General features: G+C 71.6%; 14 protein-coding genes. 9 read left to right on the top strand and 5 right to left on the bottom strand.

Translation table 11 applies throughout. From position 1 onward, the window contains the following. Positions 1-76 precede the first annotated feature (76 nt). The 4 genes from AB0B98_RS24325 to AB0B98_RS24310 form a co-directional block, all read right to left on the bottom strand. Positions 77-694 carry a PadR family transcriptional regulator gene (locus tag AB0B98_RS24325; RefSeq protein ID WP_238668168.1) on the bottom strand — a complete coding sequence of 206 codons (618 nt, stop codon included), beginning with the start codon at positions 692-694 and terminating at the stop codon, positions 77-79. After that, positions 691-1,515 (bottom strand): DUF4097 family beta strand repeat-containing protein, encoded by an 825-nt coding sequence (locus tag AB0B98_RS24320; protein WP_357365520.1) that lies wholly within the window; start codon positions 1,513-1,515, stop codon positions 691-693. Before AB0B98_RS24320 ends, AB0B98_RS24325 begins: the two co-directional genes overlap by 4 nt. Positions 1,516-1,637: 122 nt before the next feature. Next, positions 1,638-2,576, bottom strand: coding sequence for a lysophospholipid acyltransferase family protein (locus AB0B98_RS24315; protein ID WP_357365518.1), 939 nt, complete (start codon positions 2,574-2,576; stop codon positions 1,638-1,640). After that, positions 2,573-3,346 (bottom strand): GNAT family N-acyltransferase, encoded by a 774-nt coding sequence (locus AB0B98_RS24310; RefSeq protein ID WP_357365516.1) that lies wholly within the window; start codon positions 3,344-3,346, stop codon positions 2,573-2,575. The genes AB0B98_RS24315 and AB0B98_RS24310 overlap by 4 nt, the downstream gene beginning before the upstream one ends. Before the next feature lie 149 nt (positions 3,347-3,495). Between AB0B98_RS24310 and AB0B98_RS24305 the strand changes: the two genes are divergently transcribed. The 7 genes from AB0B98_RS24305 to AB0B98_RS24275 all read left to right on the top strand — a co-directional run bounded on the left by AB0B98_RS24305 (position 3,496) and on the right by AB0B98_RS24275 (position 13,702). After that, entirely contained in the window at positions 3,496-4,143 is a 648-nt protein-coding gene (locus tag AB0B98_RS24305) for a hypothetical protein (protein ID WP_357365514.1), read from the top strand. A gap of 142 nt (positions 4,144-4,285) precedes the next feature. Then, positions 4,286-5,221 carry an ATP-binding cassette domain-containing protein gene (locus tag AB0B98_RS24300; RefSeq protein ID WP_238668173.1) on the top strand — a complete coding sequence of 312 codons (936 nt, stop codon included), beginning with the start codon at positions 4,286-4,288 and terminating at the stop codon, positions 5,219-5,221. Next, positions 5,218-6,030: an ABC transporter permease gene (locus tag AB0B98_RS24295; RefSeq protein WP_203121789.1), complete on the top strand. Its 813-nt coding sequence runs from the start codon at positions 5,218-5,220 to the stop codon at positions 6,028-6,030. Before AB0B98_RS24300 ends, AB0B98_RS24295 begins: the two co-directional genes overlap by 4 nt. A 277-nt stretch (positions 6,031-6,307) precedes the next feature. Beyond that, positions 6,308-10,051: a multifunctional oxoglutarate decarboxylase/oxoglutarate dehydrogenase thiamine pyrophosphate-binding subunit/dihydrolipoyllysine-residue succinyltransferase subunit gene (locus tag AB0B98_RS24290; RefSeq protein ID WP_357365511.1), complete on the top strand. Its 3,744-nt coding sequence runs from the start codon at positions 6,308-6,310 to the stop codon at positions 10,049-10,051. A gap of 136 nt (positions 10,052-10,187) precedes the next feature. Continuing rightward, entirely contained in the window at positions 10,188-10,373 is a 186-nt protein-coding gene (locus tag AB0B98_RS24285; protein ID WP_030490374.1) for a DUF6104 family protein, read from the top strand. 147 nt (positions 10,374-10,520) lie between these two features. Next, a complete protein-coding gene (gene pta, locus AB0B98_RS24280; RefSeq protein WP_357365510.1) occupies positions 10,521-12,590 on the top strand; it encodes a phosphate acetyltransferase in 2,070 nt (689 codons plus the stop codon). Next, a complete protein-coding gene (locus AB0B98_RS24275) occupies positions 12,587-13,702 on the top strand; it encodes an acetate kinase (RefSeq protein ID WP_357365508.1) in 1,116 nt (371 codons plus the stop codon). The genes pta and AB0B98_RS24275 overlap by 4 nt, the downstream gene beginning before the upstream one ends. A gap of 95 nt (positions 13,703-13,797) precedes the next feature. On the opposite strand, the gene AB0B98_RS24270 is transcribed toward AB0B98_RS24275, so the two are convergent. Continuing rightward, a complete protein-coding gene (locus AB0B98_RS24270; protein WP_167362491.1) occupies positions 13,798-13,971 on the bottom strand; it encodes a hypothetical protein in 174 nt (57 codons plus the stop codon). Between the two features lie 213 nt (positions 13,972-14,184). Here AB0B98_RS24270 and AB0B98_RS24265 point away from each other — a divergent pair, with 213 nt between their 5' ends. Then, positions 14,185-14,718 carry an aminoglycoside adenylyltransferase gene (locus AB0B98_RS24265; RefSeq protein WP_357365506.1) on the top strand — a complete coding sequence of 178 codons (534 nt, stop codon included), beginning with the start codon at positions 14,185-14,187 and terminating at the stop codon, positions 14,716-14,718. 75 nt (positions 14,719-14,793) lie between these two features. Then, positions 14,794-15,759 (top strand): dienelactone hydrolase family protein, encoded by a 966-nt coding sequence (locus AB0B98_RS24260; RefSeq protein ID WP_238668178.1) that lies wholly within the window; start codon positions 14,794-14,796, stop codon positions 15,757-15,759. Positions 15,760-15,847: the final 88 nt, after the last annotated feature.

The following is a 15,847-nucleotide window of genomic DNA, read 5'->3' as shown; positions in this document are numbered from 1 at the left end:
TCGGTGACGTCACTGCGCCAGCGCTGGACGCTTCCTGCAAAAAGGCTGTGAGTCGCCGACCGTCCGGCGACGCCGGTCAGCGCAGCAGGCGACGCAACCCGTCCAGGGCGCCGTCGAGCAGCCGGATCGCGGTGCGCAGCTGGGTGTCGCTGAACTGTCGGGCGCGCATCAGCCGGCCCACCTCGACGGTGAACGCGGCCAGCCGCTTGTCGAGTTCGTCGAGCAGCTCGGCCTGCGGCCCGGCGGTCGATGCCGGCCTGGGCTGTGGTTCGGGTGCGGGCGCCTCCCACCGGGCCCGCCGGGTCTGCCGGGTGGCCTCGCTCAACTCGCGCTTGAGGTCGCGCGCCGAGCCGCGTACCTCGCTGCGGATCTCACCGGCGAGGCTGGAGAGATCCGCCACGGATGCCGCGATGTCCGTTTCCAACGCTGTCAACTCGCCGGCCCGCTGGCGCAGCTCCGCCCGGCCGGCGTCGGTGATGTCGTACGTCTTGCGGCCGCCGGCTGCGGTGTGGCTGACCAGACCCTCGACCTCCAGCCGTTGCAGGCGGGGGTAGATGGTGCCGGCGCTGGGCGCGTACAGCCCGAGGAAGCGGTCCTCCAGCAGGCGGATCAGCTCGTAGCCGTGCTTCGGGCCGTCGTCGAGGAGCTTGAGCAGGTAGAGCCGGAGCCGCCCGTGGCTGAACACGGCGGTCACGGCAGCTCCTCTTCGTCGTCGTCGACGGCTCGGGCGAGCAGGGCGATGCTCCCCGAGGTCGCGGAAGCCCAGAGCTTACCGTCGCCGGCGCCGAGCACCCCCTCGCTGCTGGGCAGTGGGAACGTCGAGGTGCGCAGCTGTGGAAAGCCGCTGGTGATCCGGCCGGAGGCGGTGCTCAGCTGGACGGCGAGGTCGCTGTCCGCGCGGACCCGGACGGTGATGCTGCCCGAGATGGTGCTCAACCGGATCTCGCTGCGCCGCGGGTTGTCCAAATCACAGGTGATCGGACCTGAGACGGTCTGCGCCCGGACCCGCTCGGCGGCGCTGTCGGCGAGGATCACCTCCCCGGAGACCGTCTCCACAGTGAGGTCGCCGCGGACGCCGAGCGCCTCCACCGGCCCCGAGGTGAGCTTCGCGGAGGTGCTGCCGCGCAGCCCCATCAGGGTGATCTGGCCGGCGACGACGTTGGCGATGGTCTGCCGGCGCAGGCCGGAGGCGACCAGCGAGCCCGCGACCAGGCCCAGATCGGCGAGGACGTCGGCGGGCACGGCGATGGAGACGTCCACCCGGGGGTAGCGGTGGATCATCCGGAACCAGCGCAGGACGTCCGACCAGCCCCGACCGCGCTCCTGGCGGATGCTGAGCCGACCGTCGGTGTGGTCGATCAGGACCGGCCGACGGCCGACCTGGGTCACGTCGATCCGGGTCGGCCCGTCGGTGGCGACCACGTTGAGCCGCCCACTGATCAGTCGAACGTCCAGCCGGACGACCGGAGCGTCCAGTGTGAGCCGTTGCGGGCTCTCGACCGTCCAGCCGGCCATGGCGTCCCCCTCTCGACGACGCGCGGGAGGCGCGCCGAACAGGAGGCGAATGTAACGCGATACATCGCGACACCACAAGACAGGTCGAGAGGTGGTCGCCCGTTCGCCGTTCGACGTGCTCCTCAGGCCGCCAGGTCCAGCTCCCGATCCACGAGCGGAGCCGGCACGGGAACGCCCGGGGTCACCGTCGGCACCGGCCGCAGCCGGGCCCGCGCCACGGCACCCGCCGCCGGCACCAGGTGTACGGCCGACTCGGCGGCCCGGGCGAGCAACCGCCGGTCGGCGTCACGGGCCGGGTGCAGCGCAGCGGCGATCGTCACCGAGACCACCAGCTCCCGCGCCGCGACCACCCGTGCCACCGAACGCAGCAGGGTGTCCGCACCGAGGAAGGCGGCTGCCGTGGTGGTCGACCCGGTGGCCGCACAACGGTAGGTGAGCCGCAGCGGAACCACCGGGCTGCCCGTGTCGATCGCCGCCTGGAACGTCGCGGGCCGGAACCCACCGCCGGGGCGGCAGTCGGTGGCACCGTTGCGGGCACACCACGTCGTACCCTCCGGAAAGACCGCCACCGACCGCCCGGCGCGCAGCGCGTCGGCGACCCGGGCGACGGTCCTCGGCAGCGCCAGCGGCCGGGCGCGGTCCACGAAGACAGTGCCCGCCACCGAGGCCAGCAGACCGACCACCGGCCAGGAGCGGATCTCCCGCTTCGCCACCATCCGGGTGGGCGCCACCGCCAGCACCGCGAGGATGTCCAGCCAGGAGACATGGTTCGCGACCAGCAGCGCGCGCCGCCGGGGCAACCGACCCCGGACCACGAGGCGGACGCCGAACGCGCGAGCGCTGGCCCGCGCCCAGCCGCTGACCAGCGCCTGCCGTTCCCGGGTGGGGAGCACCGGCAGCAGCGCCACCACCGGGATCCCGGCCAGCAGCATGCCGAGCGCGGCGACCAGCCGGAGCACCCGGCGGGCCACCGGGACCGTGGGCACCTCGCCGGCCGCCGGCAGGCAGTCGTCGTCGCAGCCCGAGGAGGGCCGCCACAGGTCGCGCGGCACGGCGGTCACCGCTGCTCACCGCCGAGGAAGTGCCGCAGGTAGCGCGGGTTCATCCGGTCCAGGGAGAAGAGGACGTAGAAGTCCGCGCACCCGAAGTCGCTGTCGTAGGCCGGCTCGCCGCAGATCCACGCGCCGAGCCGGAAGTAGCCGCGTAGCAGCGGCGGCACCGCCACCCGCCCGGTCGGGGCAGCGGCGACCGGGCCGGCGGCAGCCGCCTCGGCGAACCACTGCCGCAACGGTCGTACCCGCAGCGGCGGCGGCGCCAGGTGCCGGGCCCGGGCCTGGGTCCACACCTCGGCCACCGTCCGCCCGCCGTCAGCCACCGGCACCGACGCGCACCCGCCGAGCCAGCGGGAGCCGCGCAGGTGCAGGTACCTGATGATGCCGGCCCACATCAGGTTGATCACCGCGCCGGAGCGGTGGTCCGGGTGCACGCAGGACCGGCCCGCCTCCACCAGGTCGTCGCGGAGCGGGTCGAGCGGCCTCAGATCGAATTCGTCCTCGGCGTAACGCCGGCTGGTGCGCCCCGGCGGCAGCAGCCGGTACGTGCCGACCACCTCGCCGGAGCTGTCCTCGCGGACGATCAGGTGGTCGCAGTACGCGTCGAAGGGGTCCACGTCCAATCCGGCCTCGCCGGGAAGGAGGGTGGCGCCGAGCTCGGTGGCGAACACCTCGTGGCGCAGGCGTTGCGCGGCCGCGACCTGGGTGGGGTCGTCGGCGATCAGCAGGGTGTATCCGCTGGTCTTCAGGGGTGCGCCAGCGGCATGCAGAACGGCCATGGGATCTGTGTAAGGGCCCGGGTTGCCATTCACGGGGACCACTGGTGTCGGCAGGATGAACGCCGGCCGGCAGATGGCTCCCACCTCGGCCGTGCGAGGCTGCGGAACGGTCCGGCGACGACGCCGGCACGCACCACCGGAGGTCGACGATGCGCATCGAAACCCGCTACAACGGGCCCGCGGGCTCCGGCAACGGCGGCTGGAGCGCGGGGATCTTCGCCGCCGAGGCGGGCGGCAGCGGGCCGGTCGAGGTGACGCTACGCCGGCCACCACCGCTGGAGACCGAGCTGACAGTGGTCGACGGCGAGGTCCGGGACCCGGCCGGCGAGTTGGTGGCCGAGGTGCGCCCGGCCGGGGTGATCGATGCGGTCGTACCCCCTGTCGACCTGGCGACGGCGGTGGCCGCCGCGGCCGACTACCCCGGCCTGGTCGAGCATCCGTTCCCCAGCTGTTACGTCTGCGGCCCGCAGCGGGCCGACGGGCTGCGGATCTTCCCCGGCCGGCTGCCCGATGGCCGGACCGCCGCGCCGTTCCGCGCGCCCGCACAGGTCAGCGCGGCAACGGTCTGGGCTGCGCTGGACTGCCCTGGTGGTTGGGCGGTGCTCGCGCCGGGCCGCCCGTACCTGCTGGGTCGGATCGCCGCCGTGGTCGAGGCGCTGCCCGAGCCGGGCGACGAGTGCGTGGTGACCGGGGCGTTGCTGCGCGTCGATGGGCGCAAGGCGCTCGTGCACACCAGCCTGTACGGCCCGGACGGGTCCTTGCTCGGCGCGGCGCGGGCAACCTGGATCGCCAGTTGAATCCGGGCCGTAGTCCGCAGGGATGAGTCGCCTCCACCCCGCGACGGAGGCAGACGTACTGACCGCGCCTGATTGACCTTGTTGCCACGGGCCGTCACGCTGTGCCACGGCGTACCTCGACGCCACACACGGGAGGAGAACGATGACTGACGGGCAGCGAAGCCCCACCAACGACGGTCAGATCGTGGTGTCCGGTCTGACGAAGCAGTACAAGAACGTCCGGGCGGTGAACAACCTGTCCTTCACTGTGGCGCCGGGACGGGTGACCGGCTTCCTCGGCCCGAACGGCGCAGGCAAGACCACCACGCTGCGCATGCTGCTGAATCTGGTCACGCCGACCGCCGGCACGGCCACCATCAGCGGCCAGCGGTACGCCGACCTCGCCACCCCGCTGCGGCAGGTGGGCGCGGTGCTGGAGGCGTCCAGCGCACACAAGGGCCGCACCGGCATCAACCACCTCCGGGTCATCTGCGCGGCGGCCGGGCTGCCCAAGCAGCGGGCCGACGAGGCGTTGGCCCTGGTCGGGCTGACCCCGGCGGCGAAGCGCAAGTTCAAGGGTTACTCGCTGGGCATGAAGCAGCGGCTCGGTATCGCCGCCGCGATGCTCGGTGACCCCCGTGTGCTGATCCTCGACGAGCCGGCGAACGGGCTGGACCCGGAGGGCATCCGGTGGATGCGTGGGTTCCTCAAGAACCTCGCCCACGAGGGCCGTACGGTGCTGGTCTCCAGCCACCTGCTGTCGGAGATGCAGTTGCTCGCCGACGACGTGGTGATCATCGCGGCCGGGCAGTTGGTCCGGCAGGGTCCAGTCGACCAGGTGCTCGGCTCGATGGCCCAGGGCGCCCGGGTCCGGGTCCGCACCCCGCAGGCCGAGGTGCTGGCCGCCGCCCTCAAGGCGCAGTCGGCGACCATCGAGACCGACGAGCAGGGTGTGCTGCTCGTTGGCGGGGTGGACGCCCCGACGATCGGCCGGTCCGCCCTCGCGGCAGGGGTCGAGCTGCACGAACTGACCACCGAACGGCCCGATCTGGAACGGGTCTTCCTGGAGCTGACGGCCGGAAAGGCGGGCATCCGATGAACCTGGTCCGATCCGAGCTACTCAAGATCCGTACCACCAGCACCTGGTGGTGGCTGGCCCTCGGCGCGTTCCTCTCGATCGCCCTGGCGTTCGCGATCAACGCGTGGTTGGCCGTCACGACGCTCGGTGGCGACGCCGAGGAGATCGGCGTCAGCGCCGAGCAGGCCACCGCCCCGGCGCAGGCGGCGAACCTCTACACCTCGGGCCAGTACCTCGGGCTGATGTTCGTGATGCTCATCGGCATCCTGATGGTCACCAACGAGTTCTTCCACCAGACCGCGACCACGACGTTCCTGACGACTCCCCGGCGAACGTCGGTCATCGTCAGCAAGCTCGTCGCCGCCAGCCTGCTCGGCTTCATGTTCTGGCTGGCGACCACGCTCATCGACCTGGCCGCCGGCGCGATCTTCCTGTCCGCGAATGATTACGGCACCCAGCTCGGTGAGTGGCCGGTGCAGCGGGCGCTGCTGTTCAACCTGCTGGCCTACGCCATCTGGACGATCCTCGGGGTGGGCATCGGCACGCTGATCACCAACCAGCTCGGAGCGGTGATCACGGCGGCGGTGCTCTATCTGATCGGCACCCAGGTGGTGGGTCTGCTGTTCCTGCTCCTGTCGAACGTGCTCGACAGCCAGGCGGTGCTCAAGTGGCAGGTGATCTGGCCCGCGGTGGCATCCCAGGTCATGATCACGGAGGGCACCTCGGAGTTCACCCCGTCCTGGTGGGTCGGCGCCCTGGTGCTGATCGGCTACGCGCTGGTCAGCGGAATCGCCGGAGTCCTGCTCACCCGGCGGCGCGACATCGCCTGACGTCGTCCGCGACCCCGGGGCGGCTGGCCGCTCCGGGGTCGGGCGTCACGCTCGACGCCCGGCCGCACGAGGGCCGGGTGTTACCAGTTCGGCACGGTGCGCGCAGGCGTTGCCGAACTTCTGGCATCTTCTGTGAAACCGGCCACGGGACCGAGGCGGAAATGCCTGCGGGATCGGTACGGCGTAGCCTGGGAGCCGTCTAGTCCGTGCTCCTAATCGGGCGCGACGGACCCACCGCGTGCCACACAAACCCGCGTGAAAGAGGCGATTACCGGCCGTGTCGACCCAGCAGACTTCGCAGGAGAACCCACTGGCGGGTTTCGGCCCGAATGAGTGGATCGTCGAGGAGATGTACCAGCGTTACCTCGCCGACCCATCGAGCGTCGATTCGGCCTGGCACGACTTCTTCGCCGACTACCGACCGGCACCGGGAGCGGGCACCCCGCGCGGCGCCGAATCATCGGACAAGCCGGCCGCCGCCCCGGAACCGGACGGTCAGCCGGAGGCAGCCGCCACCGTCGCCCAGCCGAAGGCCCCGGCCAAGCCGGCGACCGCGAGCAAGCCGGCCGCCGCCCAGCCGGCGTCGGCCAAGTCCGCCGCCCCGGCCCCGCCGGAGAAGGCCGCTGCGGCCAAGCCGGCCGCCAAGGCCGCCGCGCCGAGTGCCGACGGCCCGCAGACCACGCCGTTGCGGGGCGTCGCGGCGAAGATCGTCCAGAACATGGACGCCTCGCTGAGCGTGCCCACCGCGACCAGCGTGCGCGCGGTCCCGGCCAAGCTGCTCGTGGACAACCGCATCGTGATCAACAACCACCTCGCCCGTGGGCGGGGCGGCAAGGTCAGCTTCACCCACCTGGTCGGCTACGCGTTGGTGCGCGCGCTGGTCCAGCACCCCGAGATGAACAACTCCTTCGCCGAGGCCAACGGCAAGCCGGCGGTGCTCCGCCCGGCACACGTCAACCTCGGCATCGCGATCGACCTCGCCAAGCCCGACGGCAGCCGCAACCTGGTGGTCCCCTCCATCAAGGGCTGCGAGCAGATGGACTTCCGGCAGTTCTGGCAGGCGTACGAGGACGTGGTCCGACGGGCGCGGCGCAACGAGCTGACCATGGAGGACTACTCCGGCACCACGATCTCGCTGACCAACCCGGGCGGCATCGGCACCGTGCACTCGATGCCGCGGCTCATGCAGGGGCAGAGCGCGATCATCGGCGTCGGCGCGATGGAGTACCCGGCCCCCTACCAGGGGATGTCCGAGGCCACCCTCGCCGAGCTGGCGGTCAGCAAGATCATCACGCTGACCAGCACGTACGACCACCGGATCATCCAGGGCGCGCAGTCCGGCGAGTTCCTCAAGGTGATGCACGAGCTGATCCTGGGCGAGCACGGCTTCTACGACCAGATCTTCACCGCGCTGCGCATCCCGTACGAGCCGGTGCGCTGGATGCGCGACGTCGCTGTCAACTCCGAGGGTCAGATCAACAAGACCGCCCGGGTGCACGAGCTGATCCACGCGTACCGGGTGCGCGGTCACCTGATGGCCGACACCGACCCGCTGGAATTCAAGATCCGCAAGCACCCCGACCTGGACGTCCTCCAGCACGGGCTCACCCTGTGGGACCTGGACCGCGAGTTCCCGGTCAACGGCTTCGCCGGCCGGCAGCGGATGAAGCTGCGCGAGATCCTCGGCGTGCTGCGCGACTCGTACTGCCGCCGGGTCGGCATCGAGTACATGCACATCCAGGACCCGGAGGAGCGGCGCTGGGTCCAGGAACGGATCGAGCGCAAGTACGAGAAGCCGTCCGCCGACGAGCAGAAGCACGTGCTCAACCGGCTCAACGCCGCCGAGGCGTTCGAGACCTTCCTGCAGACGAAGTACGTCGGCCAGAAGCGCTTCTCGCTGGAGGGCGGCGAGTCGCTGATCCCGCTGCTCGGTGAGGTGCTGGAGTCGTCCGCCGAGAACGGGCTGGACGAGGTCGTCATCGGCATGGCCCACCGGGGTCGGCTCAACGTGCTGGCCAACATCGTCGGCAAGCCGTACGAGAAGATCTTCTCGGAGTTCGAGGGTCACCTGGACCCGCGCTCGACGCAGGGCTCCGGCGACGTGAAGTACCACCTGGGTCAGAACGGCAAGTTCACCACCCCCGACGGCGAGCACGCGGTCAAGGTGTCGGTGGTGGCCAACCCGTCGCACCTGGAGGCCGTCGACCCGGTGCTGGAGGGCATCGTCCGGGCCAAGCAGGACCGGATCGACCTCAAGCTGGAGGGCTACACCGTGCTGCCGCTGGCGGTGCACGGTGACGCCGCCTTCGCCGGGCAGGGCGTGGTCGCCGAGACGCTCAACCTGTCGCAGCTGCGCGGCTACCGCACCGGCGGCACCGTGCACGTCGTGGTGAACAACCAGGTCGGCTTCACCACCGCCCCGGAATACAGCCGGTCCAGCCTCTACAGCACCGACGTGGCCCGGATGATCCAGGCCCCGATCTTCCACGTCAACGGCGACGACCCGGAGGCAGTGGTCCGGGTGGCCCGGCTGGCATTCGAGTACCGGCAGACGTTCAACAAGGACGTCGTGATCGACATGGTCTGCTACCGCCGGCGCGGGCACAACGAGGGCGACGACCCATCGATGTCCAACCCCCAGATGTACAAGATCATTGACTCGAAGCGCTCGGTCCGCAAGCTCTACACCGAGGAGCTGATCGGTCGCGGTGACATCACCGTGGAGGACGCGGAGGAGCTGCTGCGCGACTACCAGGCGCAGCTGGAGAAGGTCTTCAAGGCCACCCGGGACGCCGCCTCGGCACCGCGCCAGCTCAACCGGCCGCGCCGCGAGGAGGAGCCGGAGCCGCAGGTCGACACCGCCACCGACGCGTCAGTGGTCAAGGCCATCGGCGAGGCGCACATCAACCTGCCGGAGGGCTTCACCCCGCACAAGCGGATCCAGCAGCTGCTGGACCGGCGGGCCAAGATGTCCGTCGAGGGCAACATCGACTGGGGCTTCGGCGAGATCATCGCGCTCGGGGCGCTTCTGCACGACGGGGTCACCGTCCGGCTCGCCGGACAGGACTCTCGTCGCGGCACGTTCGTCCAGCGGCACGCCTCCGTCGTCGACTCCCGCACCGGCGACGACTACCTGCCGCTGAAGTCGCTGACCAGCGACGGCGACCGCTCCCGGTTCTTCGTGCACGACTCGCTGCTCAGCGAGTACGCGGCGATGGGCTTCGAGTACGGCTACTCGGTGGAGAACATCAACGCCCTCGTCGCCTGGGAGGCCCAGTTCGGCGACTTCGTCAACGGCGCCCAGTCGGTGATCGACGAGTTCATCTCGTCCGGCGAGGTGAAGTGGGGCCAGCGCTCCGCCATCACCCTGCTGCTGCCGCACGGCCACGAGGGTCAGGGCCCGGACCACACCTCCGGTCGGCCGGAGCGGTTCCTGCAGATGTGCGCCGAGGACAACATGCGGGTGTCCATCCCGACGACCCCGGCGAACTACTTCCATCTGCTGCGCCGTCAGGCCCTGTCGCCCAAGCGCAAGCCACTGGTGGTGTTCACGCCGAAGTCGCTGCTGCGGCACAAGCTCTGCGTCTCGTCGGTGGAGGACTTCACCACCGGCACCTTCCAGCCGGTGCTGCGCGACACTGCCGCCCCGGCTCCGGAGGCGGTGAAGCGGGTGCTGCTCTGCTCCGGCAAGGTCTATTACGACCTGTTCCAGGCCCGGCAGGAGCGTGGCGTCACCGACACCGCGATCCTCCGGCTGGAGCAGCTGTACCCGCTGCCGGTGGAGGAGATCCGGGCCGCCCTCGCGCAGTTCCCGAACGCCGAGGACTTCGCCTGGGTGCAGGAGGAGCCGGCCAACCAGGGCGGCTGGTCGTTCGTCGCGCTCAACCTGCTGGAGCACCTCACCGACGTTCGGCTGCGGCGGATCTCCCGCCCGGCCGCGGCCGCCCCGGCGGTCGGCTCGGCCAAGACCCACGAGGTCGAGCAGAACGCGCTGATCGAGGCGGCTCTCCCCCGCCCGTGACCTGACCTGAGCACGGAAGCCGGGGTAGGGCCGTTTCACCACGGTCCTGCCCCGGCTCTCGTAGGTCCCGCCGGCCGTTTGACCATCCACCCAGCACCCGCCCGGCCCGAGCCGGGCCGAGCACAAGGACGTACCCATGTACTTCACCGACCGTGGCATCGAGGAGCTGGTCGAGCGCCGGGGCGAGGAGCAGGTGACCCTTGAGTGGCTCGGCGAGCGCCTGCGCGACTTCGTCGACCTCAACCCGGACTTCGAAACCCCCATCGAGCGCCTGGCCACCTACCTGGCCCGCCTGGACGACCCCGACGACGAAGACGCCTAACCCCGTTCCGCGCCCGGTGATCATGAAGTTGTCCGCGCGTGTCGTCGGCGCGTCGGGCAATAACTTCATGATCACTGGGGGGAAGGGTGGGGCCGGCAGGGCCGGAGGGCCCAGGTGGTGGGCCTTGCGATCTTCTAGGGTGGGGCTGTGGCCCGAAGTGTGTATCTGACGAGCGTGGGGTCCGGCGGGGGCAAGTCGACGATCGCCCTCGGGTTGGCGGAGTTGCTGTCCCGCCAGGTCGGGCGGATCGGCGTGTTCCGGCCGTTGGTGGCCGACAGCGGCCAGGACCCGATCCTCGCCCTGCTGAGCGAGCGCTACCGGGTCGAGGTGCCGTTGTCCGAACTGGCCGGGGCGAGCTACGCCGAGGCGTCGGCGCTGGTCGCCGACGGCCGACGGGAGCAGCTCATCTCCGCCATCGTCGAGCGCTACCGGGCGGTGGAACGGCAGTGCCCGGCCGTGGTGGTGGTGGGCAGTGACTTCGACGAGCCGGGCGACCCGGCCCACCCTCGGGAACTGGCCTTCAACGCCCGGCTGGCCACCGAGTTCGGCAGCGTGGTGGTGCCGGTGGTGGACGGCTTCGGGCAGGAGCCGGCCGCGGTCGCGTCGGCGATGCGGGGGGCGTACCACGATCTGGCCGACCTCGGCGCGACGGTGCTCGCGGTGATCGCCAACCGGGTCACCGAGCCGATGACGCTGCCCGAGCTGCCGGTCCCCGCGTACGCCATCCCGGAGGTGCCGAGCGTGTCAGCGCCGACGGTGGCGGAGGTGGCGGCGGCGCTCGACGCCACCCTGCTGGCCGGGGATGACACCGCGCTCGGTCGCGACGTGCTGGACTTCGTGGTCGGCGCGGCGCACGTGCCGACCCTGCTGGGCCACCTAACCGAGGGCGCCCTGGTGATCACGCCCGGGGACCGGGCCGACCTGCTCGTCGCCGCGAGCGCCGCGCACGTGGCCGGGCAGGTGTCGGTGTCCGGGCTGGTACTCACCCTCGGCGAGCAGCCCGACCCCAGGGTCATGCGGCTGGTGGAGGGACTCAACACCGGGTTGGCGGTGCTCTCCGTGCGTCTCGACAGCTACGACACGGTGGCCGCGTCCAGTCGCATCGAGGGCCGGCCCAGCGCGACCAATCCCCGCAAGGTGGAGGCCGCGCTCGGCGCGTTCGAGCGCTGTGTGGACACCGACGACCTGGCCCGTCGGCTGCGGGTCAGCCGGTCGGCGCGGGTCACGCCACTGATGTTCGAGAACGAGCTGATCGACCGTGCCCGCTCGAAGCCCCGGCACCTGGTGTTGCCGGAGGGCACCGACGAGCGGATCCTGCGCGCGGCGGAGATCCTGCTACGCCGTGGAGTGGCCGAGCTGACGGTGCTCGGCCGGCCGGACGACATCGCCCGACGCACCCGGGAGTTGGGCATCGACCTCGGCGACGTGCATGTGGTCGACCCGGGCACCAGCGAGTGGCGCGACGACTTCGCCGTCGAGTACGCCCGGCTGCGCGCCCACCGGGGCGTCACCGCCGAGTTGGCGCACGACATCGTCGCGCAGCCCAACTACTTCGGCACGCTGATGGTGGCCACCGGCCGAGCCGACGGCATGGTCTCCGGCGCTACGCACACCACCGCCGCGACCATCCGACCGGCGTTCGAGATCATCCGTACGCTGCCGGACGTCTCGGTGGCCTCCAGCGTCTTCTTCATGCTGCTCGCCGACCGGGTGCTGGTCTACGGCGACTGCGCTGTCAACCGCGACCCGGACGCGGCCCAGCTCGCCGACATCGCGATCTCGTCGGCCGACACCGCCGCCCGGTTCGGCATCGAACCCCGCGTCGCGATGCTGTCGTACTCGACAGGCAGCTCCGGCGCGGGCGCGGACGTGGAGAAGGTCGCCGCGGCCACCGCGCTGGTCCGGGAGCGCCGGCCCGACCTGCTGGTCGAGGGGCCCATCCAGTACGACGCGGCGATCGACCCGGCGGTGGCGGCCACGAAGCTGCCCGACAGCCCCGTCGCAGGGCACGCCACTGTCTTCATCTTCCCGGACCTGAACACCGGCAACAACACGTACAAGGCGGTGCAGCGCTCGGCCGGGGCGGTCGCCGTCGGCCCGGTCATGCAGGGCCTGCGGCGGCCGGTCAACGACCTGTCGCGGGGCGCCACGGTGCCGGACATCGTCAACACTGTGGCGATCACCGCCATCCAGGCGGCCACCGAGGAGGCGTCGTGAGTCGGGTGCTGGTGCTCAACTGCGGGTCGTCGTCGGTGAAGTGGCGCCACTACGACGGGGACCGGGTGCTCGACCAGGGCACTGTGGAGCGGGTCGGTGAGCCCGGTGGCGGCCCGGCGGACCACACCGAGGCGGTCCGGCAGATCCTGGACGGACTGGACCTGACCGGGCTGGCGGCGGTCGGACACCGGGTGGTGCACGGTGGCCGGACGTTCAGCGCGCCGGTGCTTGTCGACGACGCGGTGCTGGCCGCGATCAAGGATCTGGTGCCGCTCGCCCCGCTGCACAATCCGGCCAACCTGGCCGGCATCGAAGTGGCCCGTGGGGCGTTGCCGGACGTCCCGCAGGTCGCCGTCTTCGACACCGCGTTCCACCACACCCTGCCGGAGGCCGCCGCGACGTACGCGATCGACCGGGACACCGCCGAGCGGTACGACATCCGTCGATACGGCTTCCACGGCACCTCACACGCGTACGTGTCCCGGCGCACCGCCGAGCTGCTGGGCCGTCCGTACGAGCAGGTCAACACGATCACCCTGCACCTGGGCAACGGGGCCAGCGCCTGCGCGGTGGCGAACGGTCGCAGCGTCGCCACCTCGATGGGCATGTCCCCGTTGCAGGGGCTGGTGATGGGGACCCGCAGCGGCGACGTGGACCCGACAGTGATCTTCCACCTGCGCCGGGAGGGTGGGCTGTCGGTGGACGACATCGACGACCTGCTCAACCACCACAGCGGCCTGCTCGGGCTGACCGGTGTCAACGACATGCGCGAGGTGCTCGAACGCCGGGCGGCAGGTGACCGGGCGGCGGCGTTGGCCTTCGACGTGTACTGCCGGCGCATCACCGAGTACGTCGGGGCGTACTACGCGCTGCTCGGTCGGGTCGACGCGATCGCCTTCACCGCCGGGGTCGGCGAGCACGCCGCGCCGGTGCGGGCCGCCGCGCTGGCCGGCCTGGGCCGGCTCGGCATCGCCGTGGACGACGCCCGCAACGACGGCACGGGCGACCGGTTGATCTCGCCCGACGGCGCCGAGGTGAGCGTCTGCGTCATCCGCACCGACGAGGAGCGGGAAATCGCCCGGCAGACCCGGGACGTGGTCGGGGCGGCCTGACGCCACTGAGGCGCGCACCCCCGGGAGGCCCGAGGGTGCGCGCGTGTCGGTAGAGCCCGTTCAGTGCCGGCGCCAGCGCCAGCCAGGCGACCCGGTCAGCCGGTCGCCAGCCAGGCGACGAGTGCCACCAGCACCACGACGACCACTGCCGCACCGATGATCAGCGGCAGGCGGGACGGGGCCTCCGTCGGCGCCGCGGTCTCCGGCGTCTGGTTGAAGGCGCGGAACGCCTCGGTGTTGCCGCTGGGGTCCGTGTAGTTCTCAGGCATGTCGGTGACAGTAGCGAAGCTGGCCACGCGGCACCGTCCCCGGCCCGCTGCGTCCCAGGGGTGGGCCCGGCCGGCGGAGGTGACCCGACCGGGTGGCGGGCGTACCCGGTCCGGACGGCGGGGCCGTCACGCCCGCCCGGGCACCTACCGTTGAACGATGGGGGCGGGCCGCGCGCCCCCTGCCGGCCCGACCGACACCGGTACGGTCGTCTGGTGGACGAGCTTGCGCGCCGGCAGTTGGCGAGCATCGCCGAGGTCATCGCGGTGACCGGGGCGGACGGCATCCCGGTCTGGCTGCGCGGCGGCTGGGCGATGGACTTCCAGTTCGGCACGGTGACCCGCCCGCACGTCGACGTCGACTGGTACTGCTGGCGTGACGACGCCGATCGGCTGGCCAACCTGCTGCTGGCCCGGGGTTGGCTTCCCGACCCGCGGGTCCCGGTGGAGTCACAGCTCGACCTGTTCGCCGCCGACGTGGAGGTCAGCTTCGCGTACCTGGGTCGCGATGCCTCCGGCCGACCGACGGTGGGTGCCGGGCCCTGGGCCGGCACCCCGCTGCCAGCCGGGATGCTGGACGCCCCACCCGGCCGGATCGGCCCGCTCACCGTGCCGACCATCTCGGTGGCGGCCCAGATCGAGTTCAAGCAGATGTACCCGGTCTGGATGCCGGAACGCCCCCGCCGCCCGAAGGACGCCGACGATCTGGCCAGACTGCGCGCACTCGGCCCGGCCGGCGCTACCGGTTGAACTGTGGGTGAGCGGATGGGCACGCCACGCCGAACCCGGCCGGGCACGTCTGCGTGGCAAGGCACAATCGGATTCATGTCGCGTCGCATCGCTCCCGCACTGATGGCCAGCGCCGTCCTCATGGCCGGTCTGGTCGGCTGCTCGGCGGACGCCAGGAAGACCGAGGGCCAGCAGGCACCCGTCGAACCACCGCCCGCCGCCACGCCGACACCGCAGGTGCCCGCCGGCAAGGCCCCGCAGCGCGCCTTCGCGGTCGGCGTACGCCAGCTCAAGCTGGACCGGGACGGCCGTGCGCTGCCGACGACGCTCTGGTACCCGGCGGCCGGGCAGTCCGGCGGCAAGGCCAAGCGGTCGGCGACGGCGGCGGAGGGCCGCTTCCCGGTGGTGATGTTCAGTCATGGCCTGGGTGGGCGGCCGGACGACTACGCCACGCTGCTGACCCGCTGGGCGGCGGCGGGTTTCGTGGTGGCCGCGCCGACGTTCCCGCACACCTCCCGGGGCGCTGACAACAACGTCCTCGACGTGCTCAACCAACCCGCCGACGTGTCGTACGCGTTGGACCAGGTGCTGGCGTTGGACGGCACTGCCGGAGACGCGTTGCGTGGCCGGTTGGACGGCGAGCGGGTGGCCGCCGCCGGGCACTCGGCGGGCGGGGTGACCACCATCGGCCTGTTCACCGCGAGCCGGGACGAGCGGCTGGACGCCGGTGTGGTGTTCGCCGGCACGGCGCTCGGCGTGGGCACCGCGTTCGCCGGTGCGGCAGCACCGCAGCTGTTCGTGCACGGCGAGTTGGACGAGGTGGTCGAGTACGCGGCGGGCAAGGCCGCGTACGACAAGGTGCCCTGGCCGAAGGCGATGCTGAGCCTGCCCAAGGGCGACCACGGGCGGGCGCTGCTCAGTGACGGCGCGACGCTGCGGGTCGTCTCGGACACGTCTGTCGAGTTCCTGCGCTGGTCGCTCTACGGCGACGCGGACGCCAGGAAGCGCATCCCCACCGACGCGACGCGCGGCGACATCGCCACCTTCGACGACCACCTCTGACGTCCCGCCCACGCCGCCGCCCCCGGGCGCTCCGACCCCTGAAGATCACGCAGTAACCAGGAAATAGTGGCCTCCGACGACGCGGAGA

It is taken from the genome of Micromonospora sp. NPDC048947 (genome assembly GCF_040649495.1).
GTDB classification, from domain to species: domain Bacteria; phylum Actinomycetota; class Actinomycetes; order Mycobacteriales; family Micromonosporaceae; genus Micromonospora; species Micromonospora alfalfae.
This window is presented reverse-complemented; position numbering and strand designations above follow the sequence as displayed.

Coding starts and splice junctions, on each gene's coding strand:
- AB0B98_RS24320 (WP_357365520.1), bottom strand. CDS start 1,515: ATGGCCGGCTGGACGGTCGAGAGCCCGCAACGGCTCACACTGGACGCT.
- AB0B98_RS24310 (WP_357365516.1), bottom strand. CDS start 3,346: ATGGCCGTTCTGCATGCCGCTGGCGCACCCCTGAAGACCAGCGGATAC.
- AB0B98_RS24305 (WP_357365514.1), top strand. CDS start 3,496: ATGCGCATCGAAACCCGCTACAACGGGCCCGCGGGCTCCGGCAACGGC.
- AB0B98_RS24300 (WP_238668173.1), top strand. CDS start 4,286: ATGACTGACGGGCAGCGAAGCCCCACCAACGACGGTCAGATCGTGGTG.
- AB0B98_RS24295 (WP_203121789.1), top strand. CDS start 5,218: ATGAACCTGGTCCGATCCGAGCTACTCAAGATCCGTACCACCAGCACC.
- AB0B98_RS24285 (WP_030490374.1), top strand. CDS start 10,188: ATGTACTTCACCGACCGTGGCATCGAGGAGCTGGTCGAGCGCCGGGGC.
- AB0B98_RS24270 (WP_167362491.1), bottom strand. CDS start 13,971: ATGCCTGAGAACTACACGGACCCCAGCGGCAACACCGAGGCGTTCCGC.
- AB0B98_RS24260 (WP_238668178.1), top strand. CDS start 14,794: ATGTCGCGTCGCATCGCTCCCGCACTGATGGCCAGCGCCGTCCTCATG.